General features: G+C 61.1%; 24 protein-coding genes. 9 read left to right on the forward strand and 15 right to left on the reverse strand.

Features of this window, described 5'->3' with window-relative positions; translation table 11 throughout:
* Positions 1–61 precede the first annotated feature (61 nt).
* From ACP7C6_RS17775 to glnK, 3 genes are all read right to left on the reverse strand, one after another.
* On the reverse strand, positions 62–487 hold the full coding sequence (locus ACP7C6_RS17775; RefSeq protein WP_010567185.1) for a secondary thiamine-phosphate synthase enzyme YjbQ: 426 nt from the start codon (positions 485–487) through the stop codon (positions 62–64).
* Between the two features lie 211 nt (positions 488–698).
* Positions 699–2,036 carry an ammonium transporter gene (locus ACP7C6_RS17780; protein ID WP_016975881.1) on the reverse strand — a complete coding sequence of 446 codons (1,338 nt, stop codon included), beginning with the start codon at positions 2,034–2,036 and terminating at the stop codon, positions 699–701.
* A gap of 34 nt (positions 2,037–2,070) precedes the next feature.
* Positions 2,071–2,409 (reverse strand): P-II family nitrogen regulator, encoded by a 339-nt coding sequence (gene glnK / locus ACP7C6_RS17785; protein WP_002555808.1) that lies wholly within the window; start codon positions 2,407–2,409, stop codon positions 2,071–2,073.
* A 422-nt stretch (positions 2,410–2,831) separates the two neighbouring features.
* On the opposite strand from glnK, the gene ACP7C6_RS17790 reads away from it, so the two are divergent.
* From ACP7C6_RS17790 to ACP7C6_RS17800, 3 genes are all read left to right on the forward strand, one after another.
* Positions 2,832–3,092, forward strand: coding sequence for an accessory factor UbiK family protein (locus ACP7C6_RS17790; RefSeq protein WP_010207460.1), 261 nt, complete (start codon positions 2,832–2,834; stop codon positions 3,090–3,092).
* Between the two features lie 17 nt (positions 3,093–3,109).
* Complete coding sequence (locus ACP7C6_RS17795) at positions 3,110–4,390, forward strand: MFS transporter (RefSeq protein ID WP_426109053.1); 1,281 nt, start codon at positions 3,110–3,112, stop codon at positions 4,388–4,390.
* 94 nt (positions 4,391–4,484) lie between these two features.
* A complete protein-coding gene (locus ACP7C6_RS17800) occupies positions 4,485–5,981 on the forward strand; it encodes a YifB family Mg chelatase-like AAA ATPase (RefSeq protein ID WP_236317239.1) in 1,497 nt (498 codons plus the stop codon).
* Here the strand turns inward: ACP7C6_RS17800 and ACP7C6_RS17805 are convergent.
* A complete protein-coding gene (locus ACP7C6_RS17805; RefSeq protein ID WP_426109054.1) occupies positions 5,978–6,562 on the reverse strand; it encodes a TetR/AcrR family transcriptional regulator in 585 nt (194 codons plus the stop codon). The genes ACP7C6_RS17800 and ACP7C6_RS17805 overlap by 4 nt on opposite strands.
* Before the next feature lie 111 nt (positions 6,563–6,673).
* Between ACP7C6_RS17805 and ACP7C6_RS17810 the strand changes: the two genes are divergently transcribed.
* A complete protein-coding gene (locus ACP7C6_RS17810) occupies positions 6,674–7,588 on the forward strand; it encodes an ABC transporter six-transmembrane domain-containing protein (protein ID WP_177005061.1) in 915 nt (304 codons plus the stop codon).
* Between the two features lie 3 nt (positions 7,589–7,591).
* Here the strand turns inward: ACP7C6_RS17810 and ACP7C6_RS17815 are convergent, their stop codons facing one another.
* Together ACP7C6_RS17815 and ACP7C6_RS17820 are read right to left on the reverse strand one after the other, a co-directional pair.
* The gene (locus tag ACP7C6_RS17815; RefSeq protein ID WP_122729850.1) at positions 7,592–9,568 is read right to left on the reverse strand and encodes a methyl-accepting chemotaxis protein; all 1,977 of its coding nucleotides are present in this window, start codon (positions 9,566–9,568) and stop codon (positions 7,592–7,594) included.
* A 177-nt stretch (positions 9,569–9,745) separates the two neighbouring features.
* Positions 9,746–10,666: a LysR substrate-binding domain-containing protein gene (locus ACP7C6_RS17820; protein ID WP_028618456.1), complete on the reverse strand. Its 921-nt coding sequence runs from the start codon at positions 10,664–10,666 to the stop codon at positions 9,746–9,748.
* A 152-nt stretch (positions 10,667–10,818) separates the two neighbouring features.
* Here ACP7C6_RS17820 and ACP7C6_RS17825 point away from each other — a divergent pair, with 152 nt between their 5' ends.
* Positions 10,819–12,216 (forward strand): NorM family multidrug efflux MATE transporter, encoded by a 1,398-nt coding sequence (locus ACP7C6_RS17825; RefSeq protein WP_028618457.1) that lies wholly within the window; start codon positions 10,819–10,821, stop codon positions 12,214–12,216.
* Between the two features lie 113 nt (positions 12,217–12,329).
* Here the strand turns inward: ACP7C6_RS17825 and ACP7C6_RS17830 are convergent, their stop codons facing one another.
* Complete coding sequence (locus ACP7C6_RS17830) at positions 12,330–13,994, reverse strand: putative bifunctional diguanylate cyclase/phosphodiesterase (protein WP_311893535.1); 1,665 nt, start codon at positions 13,992–13,994, stop codon at positions 12,330–12,332.
* A gap of 255 nt (positions 13,995–14,249) precedes the next feature.
* Here ACP7C6_RS17830 and rep point away from each other — a divergent pair, with 255 nt between their 5' ends.
* Together rep and ACP7C6_RS17840 are read left to right on the forward strand one after the other, a co-directional pair.
* Positions 14,250–16,259, forward strand: a complete 2,010-nt coding sequence (rep, locus tag ACP7C6_RS17835; protein WP_028618459.1) for a DNA helicase Rep — start codon at positions 14,250–14,252, stop codon at positions 16,257–16,259.
* A gap of 58 nt (positions 16,260–16,317) precedes the next feature.
* Positions 16,318–16,890, forward strand: coding sequence for a xanthine phosphoribosyltransferase (locus ACP7C6_RS17840; RefSeq protein WP_025856334.1), 573 nt, complete (start codon positions 16,318–16,320; stop codon positions 16,888–16,890).
* A gap of 83 nt (positions 16,891–16,973) precedes the next feature.
* On the opposite strand, the gene ACP7C6_RS17845 is transcribed toward ACP7C6_RS17840, so the two are convergent.
* From ACP7C6_RS17845 to dadA, 6 genes are all read right to left on the reverse strand, one after another.
* On the reverse strand, positions 16,974–18,896 hold the full coding sequence (locus ACP7C6_RS17845) for an acetyl-CoA hydrolase/transferase C-terminal domain-containing protein (RefSeq protein ID WP_426109055.1): 1,923 nt from the start codon (positions 18,894–18,896) through the stop codon (positions 16,974–16,976).
* A gap of 133 nt (positions 18,897–19,029) precedes the next feature.
* Positions 19,030–19,443 (reverse strand): c-type cytochrome, encoded by a 414-nt coding sequence (locus ACP7C6_RS17850; protein ID WP_016975909.1) that lies wholly within the window; start codon positions 19,441–19,443, stop codon positions 19,030–19,032.
* Positions 19,444–19,624: 181 nt separating this feature from the next.
* On the reverse strand, positions 19,625–20,173 hold the full coding sequence (locus ACP7C6_RS17855; protein ID WP_003176893.1) for a cupin domain-containing protein: 549 nt from the start codon (positions 20,171–20,173) through the stop codon (positions 19,625–19,627).
* 116 nt (positions 20,174–20,289) lie between these two features.
* Positions 20,290–21,363, reverse strand: coding sequence for an alanine racemase (gene alr / locus ACP7C6_RS17860; protein WP_028618461.1), 1,074 nt, complete (start codon positions 21,361–21,363; stop codon positions 20,290–20,292).
* Between the two features lie 79 nt (positions 21,364–21,442).
* On the reverse strand, positions 21,443–21,796 hold the full coding sequence (locus ACP7C6_RS17865) for a RidA family protein (protein WP_028618462.1): 354 nt from the start codon (positions 21,794–21,796) through the stop codon (positions 21,443–21,445).
* Complete coding sequence (dadA, locus tag ACP7C6_RS17870) at positions 21,768–23,069, reverse strand: D-amino acid dehydrogenase (RefSeq protein WP_028618463.1); 1,302 nt, start codon at positions 23,067–23,069, stop codon at positions 21,768–21,770. The genes ACP7C6_RS17865 and dadA overlap by 29 nt, the downstream gene beginning before the upstream one ends.
* Before the next feature lie 156 nt (positions 23,070–23,225).
* Between dadA and ACP7C6_RS17875 the strand changes: the two genes are divergently transcribed.
* Positions 23,226–23,714: an Lrp/AsnC ligand binding domain-containing protein gene (locus ACP7C6_RS17875; protein WP_003176896.1), complete on the forward strand. Its 489-nt coding sequence runs from the start codon at positions 23,226–23,228 to the stop codon at positions 23,712–23,714.
* A gap of 8 nt (positions 23,715–23,722) precedes the next feature.
* On the opposite strand, the gene ACP7C6_RS17880 is transcribed toward ACP7C6_RS17875, so the two are convergent.
* Positions 23,723–24,076, reverse strand: a complete 354-nt coding sequence (locus ACP7C6_RS17880; RefSeq protein ID WP_068935975.1) for a YkgJ family cysteine cluster protein — start codon at positions 24,074–24,076, stop codon at positions 23,723–23,725.
* 115 nt (positions 24,077–24,191) lie between these two features.
* Here ACP7C6_RS17880 and ACP7C6_RS17885 point away from each other — a divergent pair, with 115 nt between their 5' ends.
* Positions 24,192–25,484: an NAD(P)/FAD-dependent oxidoreductase gene (locus ACP7C6_RS17885; RefSeq protein ID WP_426109056.1), complete on the forward strand. Its 1,293-nt coding sequence runs from the start codon at positions 24,192–24,194 to the stop codon at positions 25,482–25,484.
* A gap of 1 nt (position 25,485) precedes the next feature.
* Here ACP7C6_RS17885 and ACP7C6_RS17890 read toward each other — a convergent pair whose 3' ends face one another.
* Positions 25,486–25,710 (reverse strand): DUF1127 domain-containing protein, encoded by a 225-nt coding sequence (locus ACP7C6_RS17890; protein WP_016975915.1) that lies wholly within the window; start codon positions 25,708–25,710, stop codon positions 25,486–25,488.
* Positions 25,711–25,743 lie beyond the last annotated feature (33 nt).

Here is a 25,743-nt window from a genome sequence, read left to right on the forward strand (position 1 = left end):
AGCTTCACCCTCTGTCGACGGCTGCCGGAAAAAAATCAACATCCACTGGATAACCAGTGGCTTATGCCCCGTCACCGTGCAAGGTGGCGAGGACTTTACGAGCACCGCCATGATCACGGTGCTCGCCCAGATAAACACCTTGCCAGGTCCCCATCGCCAAGCGGCCGGCCTTCACCGGCAAACTCAGCTGGCAGCCCAGGAGACTGGCCTTGAAGTGCGCCGGCAAGTCATCCGGACCTTCGTCGTTGTGTTCAAACCCTGCAAGGCCTTGGGGCACCAGCGAGTTGAAATAACGCTCGAAGTCACGGCGAACCGCCGGGTCGGCATTCTCGTTGACGGTCAACGAGGCCGAGGTGTGCTGCAGCCACAGATGCAACAAGCCCACGCGACAGGCCTTCAATTCAGGCAAGCCGGCCAGCAACTCATCGGTTACCAAGTGAAAGCCCCGGGGCTTGGCCCGCAGGGTAATCAGGGTCTGTTGCCACATACAGTTCTCCGCCCATCGGCGCGCATTCTAGCGCGCTCTGGGAAAAAACAAAGTGCCGAATACGCCCACATGCCTGTAAGACATTGGCACGCAGAAAAGTGCCGAGTGCATCCCATCACAAACACTGGATAAAAACCGGTACAGCTCGTTATGACTGACAAACAACAGACAAAAAAATGCCCGGCAAGCCGGGCATCTTTTTTTCACGCTATTACAAGTTGTAGCCGCGTTCGTTGTGTTGCGCCAGGTCGAGGCCGACGGCCTCTTCCTCTTCGGTCACCCGCAGGCCCATGACCATGTCCAGCACCTTGAGGATGATGTAGGTCACGATCGCCGTGTAGATCACAGTGAAGCCAACGCCTTTGCACTGGATCCAGACTTGCGCAGCGATGTCAGTCACCGTGCCGAAGCCGCCCAGCGCAGGGGCTGCGAACACACCGGTGAGGATCGCACCGACGATGCCGCCGATACCGTGCACGCCGAAGGCGTCCAGGGAGTCGTCGTAGCCCAGCTTGCGCTTGAGGCTGGTGGCGCAAAAGAAGCAGATCACACCGGCAACCAGGCCGATCACCAGGGCGCCCATCGGGCCCACGGTGCCTGCGGCTGGGGTGATTGCAACCAGACCAGCGACTACGCCCGAGGCAATGCCCAGTGCGCTTGGCTTACCGTGGGTGATCCACTCGGCGAACATCCAGCCTAGTGCAGCAGCAGCGGTAGCGATCTGGGTGACCAGCATCGCCATGCCGGCAGTGCCGTTGGCCGCAGCCGCGGAGCCGGCGTTGAAGCCGAACCAGCCGATCCACAGCATCGCCGCGCCGATCAGGGTGTAACCCAGGTTGTGCGGAGCCATCGGGGTGGTCGGGAAGCCTTTGCGCTTGCCGAGCACGATGCACGCCACCAAGCCAGCCACACCGGCGTTGATATGCACCACGGTGCCGCCGGCGAAGTCCAGCACGCCCCAGTCCCACATCAGGCCACCGTTGCCGCTCCACACCATGTGCGCGATCGGCGCGTAGACCAGGGTGAACCAGATCGCCATGAAGATCAGCATCGCAGAGAACTTCATACGCTCGGCGAAGGCACCGACGATCAGCGCCGGGGTGATGATGGCGAAGGTCATCTGGAAGGTAATGAACACCGCTTCCGGGAACAATGCCGCAGGGCCAGTGATGCTGGCTGGGGTCACGCCCGCCAGGAACGCCTTGCCCATGCCGCCGAAGAAGGAGTTGAAATTGACGACGCCCTGTTCCATACCGGTGGTATCGAACGCGATGCTGTAGCCGTAGACGACCCACAGGATGCTGATCAGGCCGGTGATCGCGAAGCACTGCATCATCACCGACAGAATATTCTTGGAGCGGACCATGCCGCCGTAGAACAGCGCCAGGCCAGGGATGGTCATGAACAGCACCAAAGCGGTGGCGGTCAGCATCCAGGCGGTGTCGCCGGAATTGAGGACTGGAGCAGCCACTTCGTCTGCCGCCATGGCCAGGCTTGGCATTACGATGGACAACAGGGCTCCGAGCCCTGCGAATTTACGCAGAGTCATATTGTTTTCTCCTGGGGCGTTGGGGTTTGGCGGCTTAGATTGCGTCGGTATCGGTTTCGCCGGTACGGATGCGAATAGCCTGTTCCAGATTGACCACGAAGATCTTGCCGTCACCAATCTTGCCGGTGTTGGCGGCCTTGGTTATCGCCTCGATAACCCGATCAAGATCCTTGTCGTCAATGGCGACATCAATCTTCACCTTCGGCAGGAAATCGACCACGTATTCCGCGCCGCGATACAGCTCGGTATGACCCTTCTGCCGACCGAAGCCTTTGACCTCAGTAACGGTAATGCCCTGCACGCCGATCTCGGACAACGACTCGCGCACATCGTCCAACTTGAACGGCTTGATGATGGCAGTGACTAGCTTCATGAAAACTCTCTCCCGAATTGGTGGACTTGCCCCAGGAAAACAAACCCGTCTCAAGTCTAAGCGCAGTGCCTGGCTTTGTAACGCGTCGTCGCCTCGGCATTTGCCTTTGCGACGCCAGCGAACCACTGGTGACGAAACCTGTACCCCTGATCCGTCGGCGCACTGCATTCGTCACAGCGACTGCATCAGTGCATGGGTCATGATCGTCTAAGCAGAAACCTTGCCAGCTCCGTAAAAATCACTGAAATCAGTCCTTTGCCCACTTATGCCCACCTGCGGGCCTCTTCGGCGGTTGCAATGCGCACAAAAACAGTGCGCCGCCGCCCGACCCTCTGCGCGAAAAGCGTGCGCCCGCCGTCGTGAAAAAGACTATAGACGCTGCGTGATACACTGCCGGCCAACAGTTTTCCGGAATATTTCCCATGCTCGCGCCCAAAGACCTCCTCGACGCCCTGAGCGGCCACGCCTCTCGCCTGTTCAGCGGTGACACGCCGTTGCCCCGCAATGAAATCGAAAGCCAATTCAAGGCATTGCTGCAAAGCGGTTTCAGCAAGCTCGACTTGGTGAGCCGGGAAGAGTTTGATAGCCAAATGGTAGTGCTGGCCCGAACGCGTGCGCGGTTGGAAAGCCTGGAGGCTAAAGTGGCCGAGCTGGAAGCGCGGTTGACGCCAGCCGGCGAATAACCGGCATCAATCGGTCCATGTGGGGCTTGCCGGCCCTCGACCGGCGCCTGCTGAAAATACAATTCAGCTTTTTGCTGGTGGTACTCGGTGGCCGCTGCAACCAACTCGCCGTGGCGTGGTGGGCCTTGCAGGAAACCGGTTCCGCCATCGCCTTCGCCAACATGATCGCCTGCTCCATCGCGGCAGAGGTGCTGGCCCGCCCGCTGCTGGGATGGCTGGGCGACAAGTACAACAAGATCCTGATCCTGAGGCTGGCCTCCCTGACCAGCGTGCTGACCGCGCTGTGGATGGTTTTTCTGTCTGCAACGCAGCTGTTCAACCCCTGGAGCGTCGGCGCCTTGATGCTGGTCAGCAGTGCCGTCGCCGGTGTGCGTGACCCGTTGCAGTCATCGATCATTCCCTTGTTTGCGCGTGACGATCAGGTCTCACTGGCCATGCGCACCAAAAGCATGCTCTCGTCCATTTCCAACCTGCTTGGGCCAGTCATGGCCAGCGCGTTGATTTTCAGCTTCGGCACCACGCTGGCGTTTACCGTCGACTTCTTTGCGATGCTTGGCGCGGCAGTGCTGATTACCTCGATCCCACTCCGCCTCGACGCCAGCGCCCCCGATGAACAAAGCCCGGCTGCCAGCGGCTGGCGCATGATTTACTCGGGCTTCAAGGCGGTCTATCAGGTGAAGGTCGAGTTCTACCTGGCCCTTGTGGCGATGATCATCAACTTTGCCCTGTTTCCGTTTTTTACCATCCTGCTGCCGCTCTACGTGAAGACGGTTATCCACTTCCCGATCACTTACCTCGGCCTGCTGGATGCGTGCTTCGGCCTGGGCATCCTGGCGGGCAGCTACAAGATCACCGGTTGGTTGACCTATCGGGTGTCCCGCGACCTGTGTGTCGCTGCAGGCTTTGCGCTGTTGGGCGGCAATATGTGGCTGGCCGGCACGCTCTCATCGATAGTCGTCGTGCCCCTGGCGTTTTTCTGCGGTGGGGTGGGCCTGATGCTGATCAACATTCCGACCTCTGCCGTGAGGCTGCTGGCGACCCCCAAGCAACATCGCAACCGGATGTTCGCCACCGTGTCCTTCCTGTCCGCGGCAGCCAGCCCGTTGGGCAGTTTCGCCATGAATGGCTTGATCGCTTACCTCGGCGTCGCCCTGACCATCGCGTCGCTGGGGGCGATGGTGCTGGGGTTGTCACTGCTGGTGTTCCTGATTCCCGATTTCCGCACCTTTATGCGCACCCCAGACACTCAACTCAACAGCGCTTACCTGGATAAGTATCCCGGCGCCTTTGCACGTTGATACGTCCTGTAAAAGTCTGATTCGTTGTACTTCCGTTCCCTCGACTACCTTTGAGAAACCGCAGGAAGCGGTCTCCATTGTTCAAGGAACGAGCATGTCCCTCGCCATCGTCCACAGCCGCGCCCAGATTGGCGTGGAAGCCCCCGCCGTCACCGTCGAAGTGCATATGGCCAATGGTTTGCCATCCCTGACGCTGGTGGGCTTGCCGGAAACGGCGGTCAAGGAAAGCAAGGACCGGGTGCGCAGCGCCATTCTCAATTCTGCGCTGCAATACCCTGCCCGCCGCATCACGCTGAACCTGGCGCCCGCCGACCTGCCCAAGGACGGCGGGCGTTTTGACCTGGCGATTGCCCTGGGAATCCTGGCGGCCAGCGCGCAGGTGCCGGCGTTGACGCTCGACGACGTGGAATGCCTGGGAGAACTGGCACTGTCCGGCGAAGTGCGGGCAGTGAAAGGCGTGCTGCCGGCGGCCTTGGCGGCACGCAAGGCCGGACGCACCGTGATAGTGCCGCGGGCGAATGCCGAGGAAGCTTGCCTGGCGTCGGGGTTGAAAGTGATCGCCGTGGATCATTTGCTGCAGGTGGTGGCGCACCTGAACGGACATCAGCCTATCGAGCCCTACAAATCCGACGGTTTGCTGTACCTGAACAAGCCTTACCCGGACTTGAGCGAAGTACAGGGCCAGCTCGCTGCCAAGCGCGCACTGCTGATTGCCGCGGCGGGGGCGCATAACCTGCTGTTCAGCGGCCCGCCCGGCACCGGCAAGACATTGCTCGCCAGCCGGCTGCCGGGTTTGTTGCCACCGTTGAGTGAGCAGGAAGCGTTGGAAGTGGCGGCGATTCAGTCGGTTGTCAGCCTGGCGCCCTTGAGCCACTGGCCCCACAGGCCGTTTCGCCAGCCGCACCATTCAGCGTCGGGCCCGGCGTTGGTAGGGGGCGGGTCAAAGCCGCAACCGGGAGAAATCACCCTGGCCCATCACGGCGTGCTGTTTCTGGATGAGCTGCCAGAGTTCGACCGCAAAGTGTTGGAGGTGCTGCGCGAGCCACTGGAATCAGGGCATATCGTAATTTCCCGTGCCCGCGACCGCGTGAGCTTCCCTGCCCGCTTCCAACTGGTCGCCGCCATGAACCCCTGCCCGTGCGGGTACATGGGCGAACCCAGCGGACGCTGCCGCTGCACGCCGGAGCAGATCCAGCGCTATCGCAACAAGCTCTCTGGGCCACTGCTGGACCGCATCGACTTGCACCTCACTGTGGCGCGAGAAACCACCGCGTTGAATCCTACCCGGCAGGCGGGCGATAACACGGCCGAGGCCTCGGCACGGGTCGCCCACGCCCGCGATCGCCAACAGCAACGCCAAGGCTGTGCGAATGCTTTCCTTGATCTGCCGGGGCTACGCAAGCACTGCAAGCTGGCGAAGGTCGACGAATGCTGGCTGGAAAACGCCTGTGAACGGCTGACGCTTTCCTTGCGCGCAGCCCATCGGCTACTCAAAGTGGCACGCACCCTAGCCGACCTTGAGCACGCCGGTAGCATCACCCGGGCGCATCTGGCGGAAGCGTTGCAGTATCGGCCCGCGGCTGTTGGCTAGGGCGACGCGGGGAAGTCGAGCAGCAACCGCGCCACTTCCATCACTTCATCCAAGGCCGCCTCGGCCGATTCCGTGGAGGGTTTGAGCATCAAGTCGTCGGCGTAGCCCATCGCCACGGCAAAGATCTGGCGGGCAGCGCGTTGTGGCGAGTCACAACGCAGGACATTGGCAGCGACACCTCGCTCGATCACTTCGGCGAGCATACCTTGCCATTGAGCATTGATTACCAGGTAAGCCTGGGCCATTTGCGGGTCTTGCATCGCTTCGTCCCAGGCATCCAGCCACAGCGCCCAGCCTGCATCCGCGGTGCTCGGAAGGCAGTCACGCAGAAAACCCACGAAGGCTTCCAGAGGTGGTGCTTCTGCCAAAGGCGCCCGCACTTCGTCCAACTGTTCGTTGGCAAACCGCACAAAGGCTTCGCGGCGCAGCTCCTTCCAATCACTGAAGTAGTGATAAACGTGGCTACGGGACAACCCGGCATGTTCGGCCAGGTCGCGGGTGGACACATCGGCAAACCCCTTGCTGCGAAACAGCTCCAGGGCGGCGGCGATGATCTGGTCTTTACGGTCGATACGCGACATGGCAATTCCTTTCGGCACCGGCAGATAGGCGGCGCTTGCTTTTTGAGCGATCGCTCAAGGATACTTGAGCAGTCGCTCAATAATAGCGTCTATCATCCCTTTGGTGCACCCATGACATCCGTCACTCCTCAAATCCTGATCGAAGAAAGCAAGAAAATCGGCCAGCAATCCGCCGGCCAGACCCTCAAGGCGATCGCCAAAGCCTATCCCGGCAAGCTGTTCGGCACGCTGTCATTGGTTGCACTGGAAAATGCCCTGCTGCTGGCATACCCGTTGTTTGCCGGGTTTGCGGTGGATGCAATCATCCGTGGCGATGCCAGCAACGCTCTGTTCTATGCCGCCGTGGTCCTGGCGTTCTGGGTCGTCGGTGCGGCACGCCGGGCGCTGGACACCCGAACCTTCACCCGGATCTACGCCGACCTGGCGGTGCCGGTGATCCTGAACCAGCGCCTGCAGAACCACAGCACCTCCAAGTCAGCGGCACGGGTGGTGCTCGCACGGGAATTCGTCGACTTCTTTGAGAAGCACGTGCCGATCATCGCCACGGCGCTGGTATCGATTATTGGCGCGGCGGTGATGCTGATCGTGATCGAGCCCTGGGTCGGCCTTGCGTGCTTGGGCGCACTGGTGCTGTGCATCACGCTGTTGCCGCGCTTTGCCCAACGTAACCAAGAGCTGCATGAGCGCCTGAACAACCGCTTGGAAAAGGAAATCGGCCTGGTGGAAAAAGTCGGTGCGCCGACCTTGCGCCGCCACTACCAGGTGCTGTCGCGCCTGCGGATCTGGCTGTCAGACCGCGAGGCCGCTGCGTACCTGTTTCTCGGTACGCTGGCCGCCTTGCTCTTTGTGGTCGCCATCAGCCAACTGGCCTTGTCCCCCGCCGTCAAGGCCGGTCACGTGTACGCGGTCATGACTTACCTGTGGACCTTCGTCACCAGCATGGACGAAGCCCCAGGCATGGTCGACCAACTGGCGCGCCTCAAGGACATCGGCAAGCGCGTGGACCCAGGGCTGGGCGACCGCTAGGTCTCAACGAAACCGATCCACCTCATGCCGCAAGCCTGCCGCCAGGGTCTCCAGTTCCTTGGCGGTGATCGCCAGGTTCGACACCACTTCGCGCTGCTCGCTGTTGGCCAGCGCGATGCTCTGCAGGTTGCTGCTGAGCAAGGTTGCGGTGCTGCTCTGCTCTTGGGTTGCGGTGGTGATCGCCGCGAACTGCTGACCGGCCGAGCGGCTTTGCTCGTCGATGCGCGCCAGGGCCGACGCCACGTCGGCGTTACGCGAAAGGCCTTCCTGCATCAACACATTGCCGCGCTCCATGGTGCTGATGGCGTTGCCGGTTTCCTGCTGGATGCTCTGGATCATTCCGGAGATCTCGTCGGTGGCCTCGCGGGTACGCGACGCCAGGTTGCGTACCTCATCGGCGACCACGGCAAAGCCTCGGCCTTGCTCACCCGCGCGTGCGGCTTCGATGGCGGCGTTGAGTGCCAGCAGGTTGGTTTGTTCAGCAATCGAGGTGATCACACCGACGATCCCGCCGATTTCCTGGGAGCGCTGGCCGAGAGTGTTGATCACCGTGGCAGTGCTGTTCAGGGCGGTGGCGATGTGTTCCAGGGACGACGAAGCCTCTTGCATCGAGTTGCGCCCGATACGGGTTTGCTGGGCGTTTTCCTGGGCCAGCCGTTCGGTGCTGCCCATATTGTCGGCGATGTTCAGCGAGGTGGCGCTGAACTCTTCTACCGCGCCGGCCATGCTGGTGATCTCGCCGGACTGCTGCTCCATGCCTTCATACGCACCACCGGACAACCCGGACAACGCCTGGGCGCGGCTGTTGACCTCTTCGGCCGCCTTGCGGATATGCGAGACCATGGTCGACAGCGCTTCACCCATCTGGTTGAAGCTGCGCGCCAGTTGGCCGATTTCGTCATGGCTGGACACATTCAGGCGTGCGCTCAAGTCACCCGCACCCAAGGCTTCGGCCTGGCGCACCAGGTCGCCCAACGGCGCTAATTTGCTACGCAGCAGCCAAACCGTTGCGCCGACCGCCAGCAACATGGCCAGGACGCTACCGATCACCAGGCGGATGCCGACGTCCCACGTCACCGAGCGAATCTCAGCCTTGGGCATGCTCGCGACGACTGCCCATGGCCCGCCTTCGAAGGGCACCGAGACGCTGTAGAAATCTTCGTTCTTGTCCGCCCAGAAGCGGCCCGAACCCGGCGCCTTGGCCAGGTCCAGCATCACCGGGATCGCCTGGTCCAGCGCCTGCACACCAGCCGGCGGCACCAGCCAGCGCTTCTGCTCGTCCAGCAACGCCAGGGAGCCGGTCTGGCCGATACGGAAGCGCTTGAGGTTCTCGAACTGGGCATTCTGCGCATCGGTGTAGTCAAACCCGATGAACAACACGGCGATGACCTGGCCGCTGCTGTCACGCACCGGGCTGTACTGGGTCATGTAGGAGCGGTCGAACAACACCGCACGGCCGATGTAGGTCTGGCCGCCGAGCACGCGCTGATAGGCTGGCCCCTGACGATCCAGCACCGTACCGATGGCACGGTTGCCGTCCTGCTTGGTCAAGGAGGTGCTGATACGGATGAAGTCTTCGCCGCTGCGCACAAACACCGTGGCCACGCCGCCGGACATCTGCTTGAACTCATCCACTTCATCGAAGTTGTTGTTCAGCACTTCACTGCCCAGGTACAGGCTAGGGGTTTGTACCCCAGCCACAGTCACCGGCTGGTCTGCATGCACACTCAAGCCCGCGCCGAAGCGCTTTTCAAACAGCCCGCTCAAACGCTGGGTACTTTCGCGCAAGGTGCTGTGGAAGGTATTGAGTTGGTCGGCGAGCAAGCGCGCCTCACTGGCCAGGTGTTCCTCGCGGGTCGCGAGGTTGGCGGAGTCGAGAGAACGCAAGGCAAACACCGTACTGCCGCTGATGACGACAGCCAGAATCACCGCTAACGCGAGGCCTAACTGGGAGGCAATCCGAGCACGAGGTTGAGACATGACAGCTCCTGGCCGAGGCCAGGATCATCCTGATCTCATAGCGCTGCTCGGCAAATTATCTAGTGGGTAGCGTTGGTGCACGATGGTTCCAACACACCTACTTCGGCGGGCCGAGGCAATACTTGAGCGAATCACAGGGGTATCGCGCAAACGATTGCAAGAATGGTCTGCGAGCACTCAATCGAGGCGTTCGACTGGCGGCAGTTCCATCGCCTTGACCTCGGCCTGCAGAAACTCCGCCAAACGCCTCAATCGCTCGCCGCCGGGGCGGGTTTTCGGCCACACCAGGTAATAATTTTCGCCACTGGCGACCGCCGTCGGCCAGGGTAGGCTCAGCCGCCCCTGGGCCACATCTTCGGCCACCATCAGCAAGTCTCCCATGGAGACGCCGTAACCTCGCGCGGCGGCGATCATGCCCAGTTCGAGGGTGTCGAACACCTGTCCGCCCTTGAGCGACACCTGGGATGACAAGCCCATGCGCTCCAGCCAGTTGCGCCAATCGCGACGGTCAGGCGTGGGGTGCAGCAGTTCGGCGGTGGCCAGGCGCGCCGCATCCCAGGGCCCATCCTCCAGCAGATTTGGCGCACCTACGGGGATCAGCAATTCCGGAAATAGATAACTGGCCTCCCAATCCGCCGGAAAATGCCCGTAGCTCAGCAGCACCGCACAGTCGAACGGCTCCTGGTTGAAATCCACCTCGTCCACACTCATCCAGGCGCTGGTCAGTTGCACTTCGTTGCCTGGCTGCAATGCCCGGAAACGGCTGAGCCGCGCCAACAGCCAACGCATGGTCAGGGTGGACGGCGCCTTCATGCGCAGGATGTCGTCTTCGGCATTCAAGGTATGGCAGGCCCGCTCCAGCGCGGCGAAACCTTCGCGCACGCCGGGCAATAGCAGACGCGCCGCTTCGGTGAGCTGCAAGGTGCGGCCACTGCGCTGGAACAGGCGGCAGGCGAAGTGCTCTTCCAACGTGCGGATATGTCGGCTCACCGCACTTTGCGTGATCGACAACTCCTCCGCCGCGCGGGTGAAGGAGTTGTGCCGGGAAGCGGCCTCAAAAGCCCGCAAAGCGTAAAGAGGAGGAAGACGACGGGACATAGGGAAGGCTCCGACAGCGCAATGCGCAAACCCTACCAGAATCGAACAGGTATGAGTTTTAATCATGTGAACGATCAAATTTATCCCTTTGTGCAATGTGCTGAGAGCGCCGAGAATCAACCCTTCCCCAATCCTCCGATTTCTCGAGTGTGATGATCATGCAACATCCGGCACGTACCGAACTCTGGGCCATTCTGCGGTTGTCAGGGCCGTTGATTGCCTCACAGTTGGCGCACATGCTGATGGTGCTGACCGACACCCTGATGATGGCGCGCCTGAGCCCCGAAGCTCTGGCCGGTGGAGGCCTGGGCGCAGCGAGCTATTCGTTCGTGTCGATTTTCTGCATCGGCGTGATTGCCGCCGTGGGCACGCTTGTCGCTATCCGTCACGGCGCCGGTGATATCGAAGGGGCTACCCGCCTTACCCAGGCCGGACTGTGGCTCGCCTGGCTGATGGCCTTGGCGGCTGGCTTGCTGCTGTGGAACCTCAAGCCGCTGCTGCTGATATTCGGCCAGACGGAAACCAACGTGCAGTCGGCCGGGCAATTCCTGACGATCCTGCCGTTCGCGCTGCCCGGCTACTTGAGCTTCATGGCCTTGCGCGGCTTTACCAGCGCCATCGGCAAAGCCACTCCGGTGATGATCATCAGCCTCGGCGGCACAGTCCTGAATTATCTGCTCAACCACGCACTGATCGAGGGCATGTTCGGACTGCCCAAACTCGGCCTGATGGGCATCGGCTTGGTCACCGCCATCGTCGCGAACGGCATGGCACTGGCGCTGATGTGGTACATCCGCAGCAACCGCGCCTATGCCGCCTACCCACTGGCCCCCGGCCTGATGCGCCTCAATACCCAGTACCTGCGCGAGTTGTGGCGCCTGGGCCTGCCGATTGGTGGCACCTATGCGGTGGAGGTCGGGTTGTTTGCCTTTGCGGCGCTGTGCATGGGCACCATGGGTAGCACGCAGTTGGCGGCGCACCAGATCGCGCTGCAGATTGTGTCGGTGGCGTTTATGGTGCCGGCGGGGATGTCTTACGCGGTGACCATGCGCATCGGCCAGCATTACGGCGCCGGGCAGTTGCTGCAGGCACGCCTGGCCGGGCGTGTCGGCATAGGATTTGGCGCAGCAGTGATGTTGGGATTTGCCGCCATGCTGTGGCTTTATTCCGACCCGTTGATCGGCCTGCTCATCGACCATAACGACCCGGCATTCCACGACGTGATCGTCCTGGCCGTCAGCCTGCTGGCCGTAGCGGCGTGGTTCGAACTGTTCGACGGCGTGCAAACCATCGCCATGGGCTGCATTCGCGGACTCAAGGACGCCAAGACCACCTTCCTGATAGGAGCGGGCTGCTATTGGCTGATTGGGGCACCGTCGGCCTGGCTGATGGCCTTCACCCTGGGCTGGGGGCCGACCGGCGTATGGTGGGGCTTGGCCCTGGGCCTGGCGTGCGCGGCAGTCAGCCTGACCTGGGCGTTTGAAGCGAAGATGAAGCGCATGATTCGGCAGGAGCCGGAACCTCACCAGGCACTCCACACCGCGCATTAACCTGTAGGAGCCGGCTTGCCGGCGATGGCGGCGTGTCAGTCAGAACATCTGATACTGATACACCGCTATCGCCGGCAAGCCGGCTCCTACAGTTGACTGGGTTCGCAACCCGTTCATCCCAGCAAGGCCTGCTGGCTTTTCCCGAACGTCAGGTACTCCACCAACTCCGGTAGCGGCAGCGGCTTGCTGATCAGGTAACCCTGGGCCTGGTCACAACCAAACAGCCTCAACAACGCCAACTGCTCCGGCGTTTCCACACCTTCGGCAACCACTTCCAGATTGAGGTTGTGCGCCAGATTGATCATCGCGTGCACCAACTTGCGGTTCTCTTCACGCTCTTCCATGCCACCGACAAAGCTCTTGTCGATCTTCAACAGAGCAATCGGCAGGCTGTTGAGGTGCACGAACGATGAGAAGCCGGTGCCAAAGTCATCCAGGGAAAACCGCACGCCGAGGCGGCCGAGGGCGTCCATGGTCTGCTTGACCAGATCGCTGCGGCGCATCACGGCGGTTTCGGTGAGTTCAAACTCCAGCCACTGCGCCTCCACGCCCCGCTCGGCAATCAGCCGACTGAGGGTGGAGAGCAACTGGCTGTCCTGGAACTGGCGGAACGACAGGTTGACCGCCATGTGCAGGGGCGGCAGGCCACGTTCGCGCAGGTCCTGCATATCGCGCAGGGCGCGGGAGATGACCCAGTAGCCCAACGGCACGATCAGGCCGCTTTGCTCAGCCAGGGGCACGAACTCACTCGGCGGCAACAGGCCGCGCTCGCCATGCCGCCAGCGCACCAGGGCTTCAAGGCCGACGATATGCCCGTCGTCCAGGTCCAGGCGCGGTTGGTAATGCAGCTCCAGTTCGTCACGCCGCAAGGCGCGGCGCAATTCACTTTCCAGGTCGGCCAGGCTGCGCGCGTTGCGGTTGATGCGTTCGTTGAAAATATGAAAGGTGCAGCCCTGGGTGCTCTTGGCCTGTTGCATGGCGATATGCGCGTGCCACATCAGCGGGTCGGCACCGGCACGGGCGCGGGCATGGGCCACGCCCAGGCTGCAGCCGATCAGCAGGCTTTCGCCATCCACCCAATAGGGTTCGGCCATGACTTCGGTGATGCGCTCGGCCATCCACTCGGCACGCTGGGGCGCGCGGCGGGTGTCGATCAATAGGGCGAATTCGTCGCTACCCAGACGCGCCAGTTGGTCCCCGACCTCAAGCTGGCTTTTGAGCCGCGAAACCACTTGCAGGATCAACCGGTCGCCGGCCTGGTGGCCGAGGGCATCGTTCGCGTGGCGAAAATTGTCGAGGTCCAAGTGACCAAGGGCCAGGCCACGGCCTTCGTTCTCGGCCAACCGCGCGGCGAGCAAGGTCTGAAAACCCTGGCGGTTGGCGATGCCGGTCAGCGGGTCCTGTTCGGCCAGGCGTTGCAGGGTGTTTTCCAGCACACCGCGCTCGCGGACGTGGCGCAGGCAGCGGCGCACTGTATCGGCGTCCAATACATCCCGTACCAGCCAATCGCTGACGCCAAGCGGCGCAACCAACGGTTCCTGCTCCAACAGCAATACGCACGGCAGGCTGCAGCGCCCAGGGCCGGGTTGCAGGCTGGGCGTGGTCAACAGCACGGCGCTGTGGTCGTCATCGAACAGACGGCTCACGGACTCCCAATTTGGTGCGCTGATCAGCACAGCCCCATCGCCCATCGGCGCCAGGCACTCGCGCAACAACGCTGCCCACGCCGGCTCATCGGCCAGCAGCAGCAAACGCAAGGGTTCGACAGGCGTAGACAAGCTAGCTCCCTAGACTCTGCAAAATTTCGTGGCGGCGGGCATTATGACGCGCGGCCGGATAATCACCAATGATAGGGGTTATCAAACACGCGAACTGTAAACATTAGTCGCAAACAACCCCGACATCCTGCGGCAAAGTATCAAAACCGGCAAATTTAGATCGAGCGGTACGTCACACTGTCGTTCTGACAGAGCAGAATCCTGCGAGCCTGTTAAAATGCCCGCCCTTTTGAACAACGACTCCTAAAATTTCGTATGTCCCGACTCAATCCCCGGCAGCAAGAAGCCGTGAACTACGTCGGCGGCCCTCTATTGGTGCTCGCCGGTGCAGGCTCCGGCAAGACCAGCGTGATCACCCGCAAGATCGCGCACTTGATCCAGCAGTGCGGCATCCGCGCCCAGTACATCGTCGCCATGACCTTTACCAACAAGGCGGCGCGGGAAATGAAAGAGCGCGTCGGCACCCTGCTCAAGGGTGGCGAAGGCCGTGGCCTCACTGTGTGCACCTTCCACAACCTGGGGCTGAACATCATCCGCAAGGAGCATGTGCGGTTGGGCTACAAGCCGGGCTTCTCGATCTTTGACGAGACCGACGTGAAGTCGCTGATGACCGACATCATGCAAAAAGAGTACGCAGGCGACGACGGCGTGGACGAGATCAAGAACATGATCGGCGCCTGGAAAAACGACCTGATCCTGCCCGCCCAGGCGCTGGAAAACGCACGCAACCCCAAGGAACAGACCGCCGCCATCGTCTACACCCACTACCAGCGCACGCTCAAGGCGTTCAACGCGGTGGACTTCGACGACCTGATCCTGCTGCCGGTGAAGCTGTTCGAAGAACACGCCGACATCCTCGAAAAATGGCAGAACAAGGTGCGCTACCTGCTGGTGGACGAATACCAGGACACCAACGCCAGCCAATACCTGCTGGTGAAAATGCTGATCGGCAAGCGCAACCAATTCACCGTGGTCGGCGACGATGACCAGTCGATCTACGCCTGGCGCGGCGCCCGCCCGGAAAACCTGATGCTGCTCAAGGACGATTACCCGTCGCTGAAAGTGGTGATGCTGGAGCAGAACTACCGCTCCACCAGCCGCATCCTGCGCTGCGCCAACGTGTTGATCTCGAACAACCCCCACGAGTTTGAAAAACAACTGTGGAGTGAGATGGGCCACGGCGACGAGATCCGCGTGATCCGCTGCCGCAACGAAGACGCCGAAGCCGAGCGCGTGGCCGTGGAAATCCTCAGCCTGCACTTGCGCACCGACCGGCCCTACAGCGATTTCGCGATCCTGTACCGCGGCAACTACCAGGCCAAGCTGATCGAGCTGAAATTACAGCATCACCAGGTGCCGTATCGCCTGTCGGGCGGCAACAGCTTTTTCGGACGCCAGGAAGTGAAAGACCTGATGGCCTACTTCCGCCTGATCGTAAACCCGGACGACGACAACGCCTTCCTGCGCGTGATCAACGTGCCGCGCCGCGAGATCGGCTCCACCACCCTGGAAAAACTCGGTAACTACGCCACCGAACGCAAGATCTCGATGTACGCCGCCACCGACGAAATCGGTCTGGGCGAACACCTGGACACGCGCTTCACCGATCGCCTGTCGCGCTTCAAGCGCTTCATGGACAAGGTGCGCGAGCAGTGCGCCGGCGAAGACCCGATCAGCGCCCTGCGCAGCATGGTCATGGACATCGACTACGAAAACTGGCTGCGCACCAACAGTTCCAGCGACAAGGCCGCGGATTACCGCATGAGCAACGTCTGGTTCCTGATCGAGGCACTGAAGAACACCCTGGAAAAAGACGAAGACGGCGAAATGACCGTCGAAGACGCCATCGGCAAGCTGGTGCTGCGCGACATGCTCGAGCGCCAGCAGGAAGAGGAAGACGGCGCCGAAGGCGTGCAGATGATGACCTTGCATGCGTCCAAGGGTCTGGAATTCCCCTACGTGTTCATCATGGGCATGGAAGAGGAAATCCTCCCGCACCGCTCCAGCATCGAAGCCGACACCATCGAAGAAGAACGCCGCCTGGCCTACGTGGGCATTACCCGCGCGCGTCAGACGCTGGCCTTCACCTTTGCCGCCAAGCGCAAGCAATACGGCGAAATCATCGATTGTGCCCCCAGCCGGTTCCTCGACGAACTGCCGCCGGACGACCTGGCCTGGGAAGGCAATGACGACACCCCGACTGAGGTGAAGGCCGTTCGCGGCAACACCGCCTTGGCGGATATACGCGCGATGTTAAAGCGCTAGAATCGACTACTTTTTAATCTACTTTCGGCGCGCACCGCGCCATTAGAGGAAGCTTTCCGTGGAAGCACTGCACAAGAAAATTCGCGAAGAAGGCATCGTGCTTTCCGATCAGGTACTCAAGGTCGACGCCTTTCTGAACCACCAGATCGACCCGGCACTGATGAAACTGATCGGCGACGAATTCGCCGCACTGTTCAAGGATTCGGGCATCACCAAGATCGTCACCATCGAAGCCTCCGGCATCGCCCCGGCGATCATGACCGGCCTGAACCTGGGTGTACCGGTGATCTTTGCACGCAAGCAGCAATCCCTGACCCTCACGGAAAACCTGCTGTCCGCGACGGTGTATTCCTTCACCAAGAAGGTCGAAAGCACCGTGGCGATTTCACCTCGCCACCTGACCAGCAGCGACCGCGTGCTGGTGATCGATGATTTCTTGGCCAATGGCAAGGCGTCCCAGGCGCTCATCTCGATCATCAAGCAGGCCGGCGCGACCGTCGCCGGTTTGGGGATTGTGATCGAGAAGTCGTTCCAGGGTGGCCGTGCAGAGTTGGATGCGCAGGGATACCGAGTGGAATCCCTGGCACGGGTGAAATCGTTGGAAGGCGGCGTAGTGACCTTCATCGAATAATCACGCCTGGCGGTATTTTTGTAGTGAGCGAGCTTGCCTCGCGCGGGGCAAGCCCGCTCACCACAAAAGCCCGGCGCTGCTGGCTAATTCGCGGTGGCCTGCAGGCCAGCGAGCAACAGCCGCTGATACAAATCTTCTTTCAGCCCATCGGGCTTATTCAATCCCATACGCTCCAGATGCTTGGGAAACGCCTCCGGCTCCGGCGCATCCAACGCCGCCTTGCCCAACTCCAGAATCTCAGTGAGCTTGAATTTGCTCTTGAGCCAGTTCAGCGCCCGCAGCAAATCCCGCTCCTCGTCCGTGAAATCGCTGCCCAGCGGATACTCCGGGAACAGCCGACGATGACGCGCTTGAATCGCCTGTAGCCGCTCGGGCGTGTTATCGGCAAAACGCGGGTCCAGCTTGAAATCCTTGGGCAACTTGCCGGCCTTCTGCGCCTGTTCGATCAAATCATCCTGGAAGCGTGAGTCGGCGATATTGAGCAACGCCTCGATCACCTTGGCATCCGTCTGCCCACGCAAATCGGCAATGCCATACTCGGTGATGACAATGTCCCGCAGGTGCCGAGGAATCGTGCAGTGGCCATAGTCCCAGACGATATTGGAGCTGACCTCCCCCGCCGACTCCCGCCAGCTGCGCAGGATCAGGATCGAGCGCGCACCTTCCAGCGCATGGCCTTGGGCAACGAAGTTGTACTGCCCGCCCACGCCGCTGAGTACACGACCATCCTCCAACTGATCGGCCACGCCCGTGCCGAGCAACGTCACCATGATCGCGCTGTTGATAAAGCGCGCATCCACGCGCTGCAGGCGCTTGAGTTCTTCCTGTCCGTACAGTTCGTTGATGTAGCTGATGCGGGTCATGTTGAATTCGAGGCGTTTGGCGTGGGTCATTTCCTGCAGGCGCTGATAGAAACTTCGCGGGCCGAGGAAGAAACCGCCGTGGATCGAAATGCCATCCGGCTGTGCGGCATCATCCAGCAAACCGGCGTTGGCTTGCTCCTGTGTCGCCACGTCGGGGTAGACCTTGCGGCGGATAATCCCTGCGTCCGCCAGCACCAGCAGGCCGTTGACGAACATTTCGCTGCAACCGTAAAGGCCACGGGCGAACGGATCGACGCCGCCTTCGCGGCTGATCAACGGCGCCCATTGGTACACATCGAGGTCTGTCAGCAGCAGTCGATAGGATTCATTGTCCGCCTGGCGGGCCAACAGCGCGGCCGTCAGCGCATCACCCATGGAGCCGATGCCGATCTGCAAGGTGCCGCCGTCGCGCACAAGGGTGCTGGCATGCAGGCCGATAAAGTGGTCCTGGAAACCCACCGGCATATTCGGCGTGGAGAACAACGTGGTGCTGTCTTTTTCATCGATCAGGTAATCGAAAGCGTCCATGCCCAGTTCAGCGTCCCCGGGCATGTAGGGCAAGTCACTGTGAACCTGGCCGACCACCAGAATGGTTTCGCCGGCCTCACGACGCTTGGCAATCATGGGCAATAGGTCAAGGGTGATATCCGGGTTGCAGCTCAGGCTCAGGCGATCCGGGTGTTCGCTGCTGCTGGCGACCAGCTGCGCGACCAGGTTCAGGCCCGCTGCGTTGATGTCGCGGGCAGCGTGGCTGTAGTTGCTGCTCACGTAATCCTGCTGCGCCGACTCGCTGTGCAGCAAGCTGCCGGGCTGCATGAAGAACTGCTGCACATGGATATTTTTCGGAAGGCTGTCTTTGTGCAGGTCGGCCAGGAAATCCAGCTCGGGATAATCGCCAAACACCCGCTCGATAAAGGGTTCGAGAAAGCGTTTCTGTAAACCATCGCCCATCGTCGGCCGGCCCAGGCTCAGCGCGGTGTAGATCGTCAGTGCCCGCTCCGGCAACTTGGCGACGCGCCGGTACAGCGCGTTGGCAAACAGGTTCGGCTTGCCCAAGCCCAACGGCATGCCCATATGGATATGTGCCGGCAACCGTTCCAGTACATCGACAACTGCTTGCTCGATTGAACACAACTGCACCATCCGACCCTCCTGAACATTCCATGATTAGGGGTTGGACCGAGCTTGCCGGGTCTTTGCTGCAAAGAACAGCGCTGAAACACAAATCACGGGTACAAAAAAGCCGCTCGAAAGCGGCTTTTTGGCGAAGGTCGGTTTATTTCAAGCCGGACATCTTCTCGATCGCACCTTTGAGGTCGTCATCCGAGCAGTCGGAGCAGGTGCCTTTGGGTGGCATGGCATTGATGCCCGTAATCGCCTTGGCCAGGATGCCATCCAGGCCGCCTTGATGGTCGGCGCGTTCTTTCCAGGCAGCGGTGTCGCCGATTTTTGGCGCACCTAACAGGCCGGTGCCGTGGCAAGCGTTGCAATGCTTGGCGATGATCTCATCCGGCGTCTTCGCAGCGCCGCCGCCTGCGGCGACCGCCACTTCCATGCCCTTGCACTCCTGGCCCTGGACACATACCTGGCCGACAGGCTCCAGGCGCTTGGCAATGTCATCATTGGTCGCAGCTTGAGCGCTGACAGCCCATAGGGCCAGTACGGTTGCTGGTGCAGCCAGCATTTTCATAATTAGGTTCACGCGTTCACCCTCAATGGTGGCTATTCACGCCTGCGGCCACGGTTTCGCAGGCGGCGAAAGTATAACGGTTAGCCCGCCCGGCCGAAACAACCCTATTAAATAAAGGGAGATTCGGCTTCACGGATACAGCTACGGGAGTCTCTGCAACGCTGGCAGGACGCCTCTTTTCTTAAAAGTTCGCGGGTGTGGCTGCGCTGATTAGTCGCGCCGGCACGTCGAACGGATTGCGAAAACGATGGGGCTTGGTACTTTCAAAGTAGTAGCTATCGCCCGCTTCGAGCACAAAAGTTTCAAGACCGACCACCAGCTCCAGGCGACCTTCCACCAGAATCCCGGTTTCTTCGCCTTCGTGAGTGAGCATTTCTTCGCCCGTGTCGGCGCCCGGTGGGTAGATTTCGTTGAGAAACGCAATCGCCCGGCTGGGGTGAGCCCGGCCTACCAGTTTCATGGTGACGGCGCCGTCAGAGATGTCGATCAGCTCATTGGCTTTATAGACGATCTGCGTCGGTATTTCCTGGAGGATCTCCTCGGAAAAGAACTCGACCATGGACATGGGGATGCCGCCCAGCACCTTGCGCAAGGAGCTGATCGAGGGGCTGACGCTGTTTTTTTCGATCATCGAAATGGTGCTGTTGGTGACACCCGCGCGCTTGGCGAGCTCGCGCTGGGAAAGACCCTTCAGTTTACGGATGGATTGCAGTCGTTCGCCGACGTCCAATGCAGGAGCCTCCTAGGATTCAGGCTTTGTTGTAATTGAGCGTTATCATGGCGACAGCGTTCAGTATTTACAACACTTGGGCCTAAATCCCGGGCGGTTGTGTTCGTACCGGACGATCAAGCCCCGGAATAGAGCCTTGGCACGCGGCGCAGGTTGCAAAACAGCTGGTAAGGAATGGTCTCGGCGGCGACCGCGACGTCACTGGCGAGGATGTTTTTACCCCACAGCTCCACCGTGGAACCGAGCCCGGCCTGGGGTACGTCCGTCAAGTCGATGCACAGCATGTCCATGGACACGCGGCCCAGCAAATGGCTGCGCTGCCCCGCCACCCATACCGGCGTACCGGTCGGCGCGTGACGCGGGTAGCCATCGGCATAACCCATGGCAACCACGCCGATGCGCATCGGTTTGGGCGTGATGAATTTGGCGCCGTAACCCACCGGCTCACCAGCCGGCAGTTCACGCACGCAGATCACCTTGGACTCCAGGGTCATCACCGGCTGCAAACGCGCGGCCACGGCCTGGTCTTCGCCAAACGGCGTGGCACCGTAAAGCATGATGCCGGGGCGCACCCAGTCGCTGGACACATTCGGCCAGCCCATCACCGATGGCGAATTGCGCAGGCTAACCTCAGCCGACAAGCCCTGTCGCGCCGCCTCGAACACCGCGACCTGTTCATCGCTGCGCACACAGTCGAGTTCATCGGCGCGCGCGAAGTGGCTCATCAAAACGATCTTGGCGACTTTGCCACTGGCCAGCAGGCGTTGGTAAGCCTCCTGATAATCCTTCGGATGCAGGCCAACACGGTGCATGCCGGAATCGAGTTTGAGCCAGATAGTCAGCGGTTTGCTCAGCTTGGCTTGCTCAATCGCATCCAACTGCCACAGCGAATGCACCACGCACCAGAAATCATGCTCGATGATCAGCGGCAGCTCGTCAGCCTCGAAAAAGCCTTCCAGCAGCAGCACTGGCGCGCGAATTCCGGCAGCGCGCAGTTCCAGTGCCTCCTCGATGCAGGCCACTGCAAACCCATCCGCTTCGCCTTCCAGCGCCTGGGCCACGCGCACGGCGCCGTGCCCGTAGGCATCGGCCTTGACCACGGCAAGGGCTTTGGCCGCCGTGACTTCACGGGCCAATTGATAGTTGTGGCGCAGGGCTTGGAGGTCGATCAGGGCACGGGCAGGACGCATGGCGGCAGGCTTCTAGGCGGCAAAGTGAAAAAAAACCGGCACCGACCGACAACGTCGGCACCGGGAGAGGGATCTGGGTTTAAGGCAAGGCCGCCACGACGGACAGCTCTACCAGGATTTCCGGTTCGCACAGCTTGGCTTCAACGGTGGCGCGGGCAGGCGCAACACCCTTGGGCAGCCATTTGTCCCACACCGCATTCATGCCGGCGAAATCCGCGTCGATGTCTTTCAGGTAGATCGTCACCGACAGCAGCTTGCTCTTGTCAGTGCCAGCCAGGTCGAGCAAACGCTCGATATTGGCCAGGGTTTCACGGGTCTGCTGTTCAATCCCGGCGTTCATGTCGTCGCCGACTTGCCCGGCCAGATACACGGTACCGCTGTGGACAACGATCTGGCTCATTCGCTCATTGGTGAGCTGGCGCTGGATTGACATGTTGTGCGGACTCCTGGTGGTTGCCATAACGGGAAATATCGAGGCCTTCGGCACTGATCTGCGGGGTTTTCTTCGCCATCAGGTCGGCCAGCAAGCGACCGGAACCACAGGCCATGGTCCAGCCGAGGGTGCCGTGGCCGGTATTCAGGAACAGGTTCTTGAACGGGGTGGCACCGACAATCGGCGTGCCGTCGGGCGTGGTCGGGCGCAGACCGGTCCAGAAACTGGCTTCGGTCAAATCGCCGCCCTGAGGATAAAGGTCGTTGACGATCATCTCCAGGGTTTCGCGCCGACGTGGATTCAGCGACAGGTCAAAACCGGCTATTTCAGCCATGCCACCGACGCGGATGCGGTTGTCGAAACGGGTGATCGCGACCTTGTACGTCTCGTCGAGAATGGTCGAAGTCGGCGCCATGGCCGGGTTGGTGATCGGCACGGTCAGCGAGTAACCCTTGAGTGGGTACACCGGTGCCTTGATCCCCAGCGGCTTGAGCAACTTCGGCGAGTAGCTGCCGAGGGCCAGCACGTAGCGGTCGGCGGTTTCCAGCTTGCCATCAATCCACACGCCGTTGATGCGGTCACCGGCGTAGTCGAGACGCTGGATGTCTTGTTCGAAGCGAAACTCCACGCCCAGATGCTTGCACATCTCGACCAGGCGGGTGGTGAACATCTGGCAGTCGCCGGTCTGGTCGTTCGGAAGGCGCAAGGCGCCCGCGAGGATATCGGTGACGCTGGCCAGGGCCGGCTCGACGCGGGCAATGCCAGCGCGGTCGAGGACTTCGAACGGCACGCCGGACTCCTTCAGCACAGCGATGTCCTTGGCCGCACCATCCAGCTGCGCCTGGGTGCGGAACAGTTGGGTCGTCCCGAGGCTGCGGCCTTCGTAGGCAATGCCGGTTTCTGCGCGCAGTTCGTCGAGGCAGTCACGGCTGTACTCGGACAGGCGCACCATGCGCTCCTTGTTCACCGCATAACGGTTGGCGGTGCAGTTGCGCAGCATCTGCGCCATCCACAGGTATTGGTCGATATCGGCAGTGGCCTTGATCGCCAGCGGCGCGTGGCGTTGCAACAGCCATTTGATGGCCTTGAGCGGCACGCCCGGCGCAGCCCATGGCGACGCATAGCCTGGGGACACCTGGCCGGCGTTGGCGAAACTGGTTTCCATGGCAGCGGCGGGCTGACGGTCGACGACCACCACTTCAAAGCCGGCCCGCGCCAAATAGTAGGCACTGGTCACACCAATGACGCCGCTACCCAAGACCAGAACGCGCATTTTTATATCCTCATCGCGGGCATGGCCGCTGACGTGTGTTATTCGAGCAATGATGAGCGCAGTTTAAAAAACAATTGCCAGTGCATTTCACTATATAACTGCCTATATTTGGCGACAATTCTCGGCAAAAACCCTTTTCACAGAGGCGTATCCCCTATGCGTACCAACACCCAGACCAAGCGGGAGCTGGACAAGATCGATCGCAACATCCTGCGCATCTTGCAAACCGATGGGCGTATTTCGTTCACGGAGCTGGGGGAAAAAGTCGGGCTGTCGACCACGCCCTGTACCGAACGTGTGCGCCGGCTGGAGCGCGAAGGGATCATCATGGGCTACAACGCGCGGCTCAACCCGCAGCATTTGAAGGGCAGTTTGCTGGTATTTGTCGAGATCAGCCTCGATTACAAGTCCGGCGACACCTTTGAGGAGTTTCGCCGCGCCGTGCTGAAACTGCCCCATGTGCTGGAGTGCCACCTGGTATCAGGCGACTTCGATTACCTGGTAAAGGCACGGATTTCCGAGATGGCGTCGTACCGCAAACTGCTGGGCGATATCCTGCTCAAACTGCCCCATGTACGGGAGTCCAAGAGCTATATCGTGATGGAAGAGGTGAAGGAGAGCCTTAACCTGCCGATTCCGGACTGAAGAGCGGGCTAAACCAAAACCTGCCGCGTGCTCGCCATGTACTCATGGATCTGCTTCTCCACCCGCGGATGAATCAGCTCCACCGGGCGCCGCCCATTCGGGCACGGCAAGGCCTTGGTGGTGCCAAACAGCCGGCAGATCAACGGTCGCTCGTCATACACCGTGCAGCCGTTGGGGCCCAGGTGCACACAGTTCAGTTCATCCATGGCCGCATCTTGCTCGGCGGCGGTCTTGCGCGGCAGGCGCGACATTTCCTCGGGTGACGTGGTCACCGGCCCACAGCAGTCGTGGCAACCGGGGACGCAATCGAACGAAGGAATCTGCCGACGCAGTGCGCTGATTTTCTGACTGTTGCAACTCATCGAAACACATACCGAACGGCGAATAGGCGTGGATTCTGCCGCAAAACGCCCTGCGCAGACAGCTTCATCCGACCACTGTATCCTGCGTCAAATTTTCCAAACAGGGATGCTCCCCATGACTGCCAGCGCCCGGCACACCCCGTCCTATTACGCCGCCAGCAGCGTGCCGCAACCCGATTACCCGGTGCTGACCGGCGAAGTGACGGCCGATGTATGCGTGGTGGGCGGCGGTTTTTCCGGGCTGAACACGGCGCTTGAACTGGCCGAGCGGGGTTTCAGCGTGGTGTTGCTGGAGGCGCGCAAGGTCGCCTGGGGCGCCAGCGGACGCAACGGCGGCCAGTTGATCCGTGGCGTCGGCCATGGCCTGGACCAGTTCGCCAATGTGATCGGCACCGATGGCGTGCGCCAGATGAAGCTGATGGGCCTGGAAGCCGTGGAGATCGTGCGTGAGCGCGTCGAACGCTTCCAGATTCCCTGCGACCTGACCTGGGGCTACTGCGACCTCGCCAACAAGCCTCGCGACCTGCAAGGCCTGGCCGAAGACGCCGAAGAGCTGCGTGGCCTGGGTTATCGCCACGAAGTGCGCCTGTTGCAAGCCAACGAGATGAGCAGCGTAATCGGTTCGGACCGCTACGTGGGCGGCATGATCGACATGGGTTCCGGTCACCTGCACCCGCTGAACCTGGCCCTTGGCGAAGCCGCCGCCGCGCAGCAACTGGGCGTGAAGCTGTTCGAGCGGTCTGAAGTCACCCGTATCGACTACGGCCCCGAAGTCAACGTGCACACCGCCCAGGGCAACGTGCGCGCCAAGACCCTGGTGCTGGCGTGCAATGCTTACCTCAATGGCCTCAACCCACACCTGAGCGGCAAAGTGTTGCCCGCCGGCAGCTACATCATCGCCACCGAGCCGTTGAGCGAAGTGCAGGCCGCCCACCTGCTGCCGCAGAACATGGCGGTGTGCGACCAGCGTGTCACCGTGGATTACTTCCGACTGTCCGCCGACCGTCGACTGCTGTTCGGCGGCGCTTGTCACTACTCCGGTCGCGATCCGAAGGACATCGGCGCCTACATGCGTCCGAAAATGCTCCAGGTTTTCCCGCAATTGGCGGACGTTAAAATCGATTATCAATGGGGCGGCATGATCGGTATCGGCGCCAACCGTTTACCTCAGATTGGCCGCCTGGCCGACCAACCCAACGTGTATTACGCCCAGGCCTACGCCGGCCATGGCCTCAACGCCACCCACTTGGCGGGCAAGTTGCTGGCCGAAGCCATCAGTGGCCAGCAACAGGGGCGCTTCGACCTGTTCGCCCAGGTGCCGCACATCACCTTCCCCGGCGGCAAGCACCTGCGCTCGCCGCTGTTGGCACTGGGGATGTTGTGGCATCGCCTCAAAGAGCTGGTGTGATTCAGTCGCGCCAGAAGGGCTTGAGACCTTCCTGGCGCGCCTGTTCGGCGGTCAACCCGACATCGCGCAGTTGTTCGCGGGTCAGATGCAGCAACGCCTTGCGCGTGTGACGACGGTGCCAGAACAGACCCCAGCGGCTGATATCGCGCGGCGCCGTCGCCCGCTCTTGTCCTGCCTGCAGTTCCTGACCGTGTAGCGCCAGCCGCACATCGCTCATGCCGTTCATTTTGCCGCCCCTCATTTGCCTTGTTGCCTTGAG

Origin of the sequence: Pseudomonas sp. TWR1-1-4 (assembly GCF_049897165.1) — a bacterium.
GTDB classification, from domain to species: domain Bacteria; phylum Pseudomonadota; class Gammaproteobacteria; order Pseudomonadales; family Pseudomonadaceae; genus Aquipseudomonas; species Aquipseudomonas canadensis.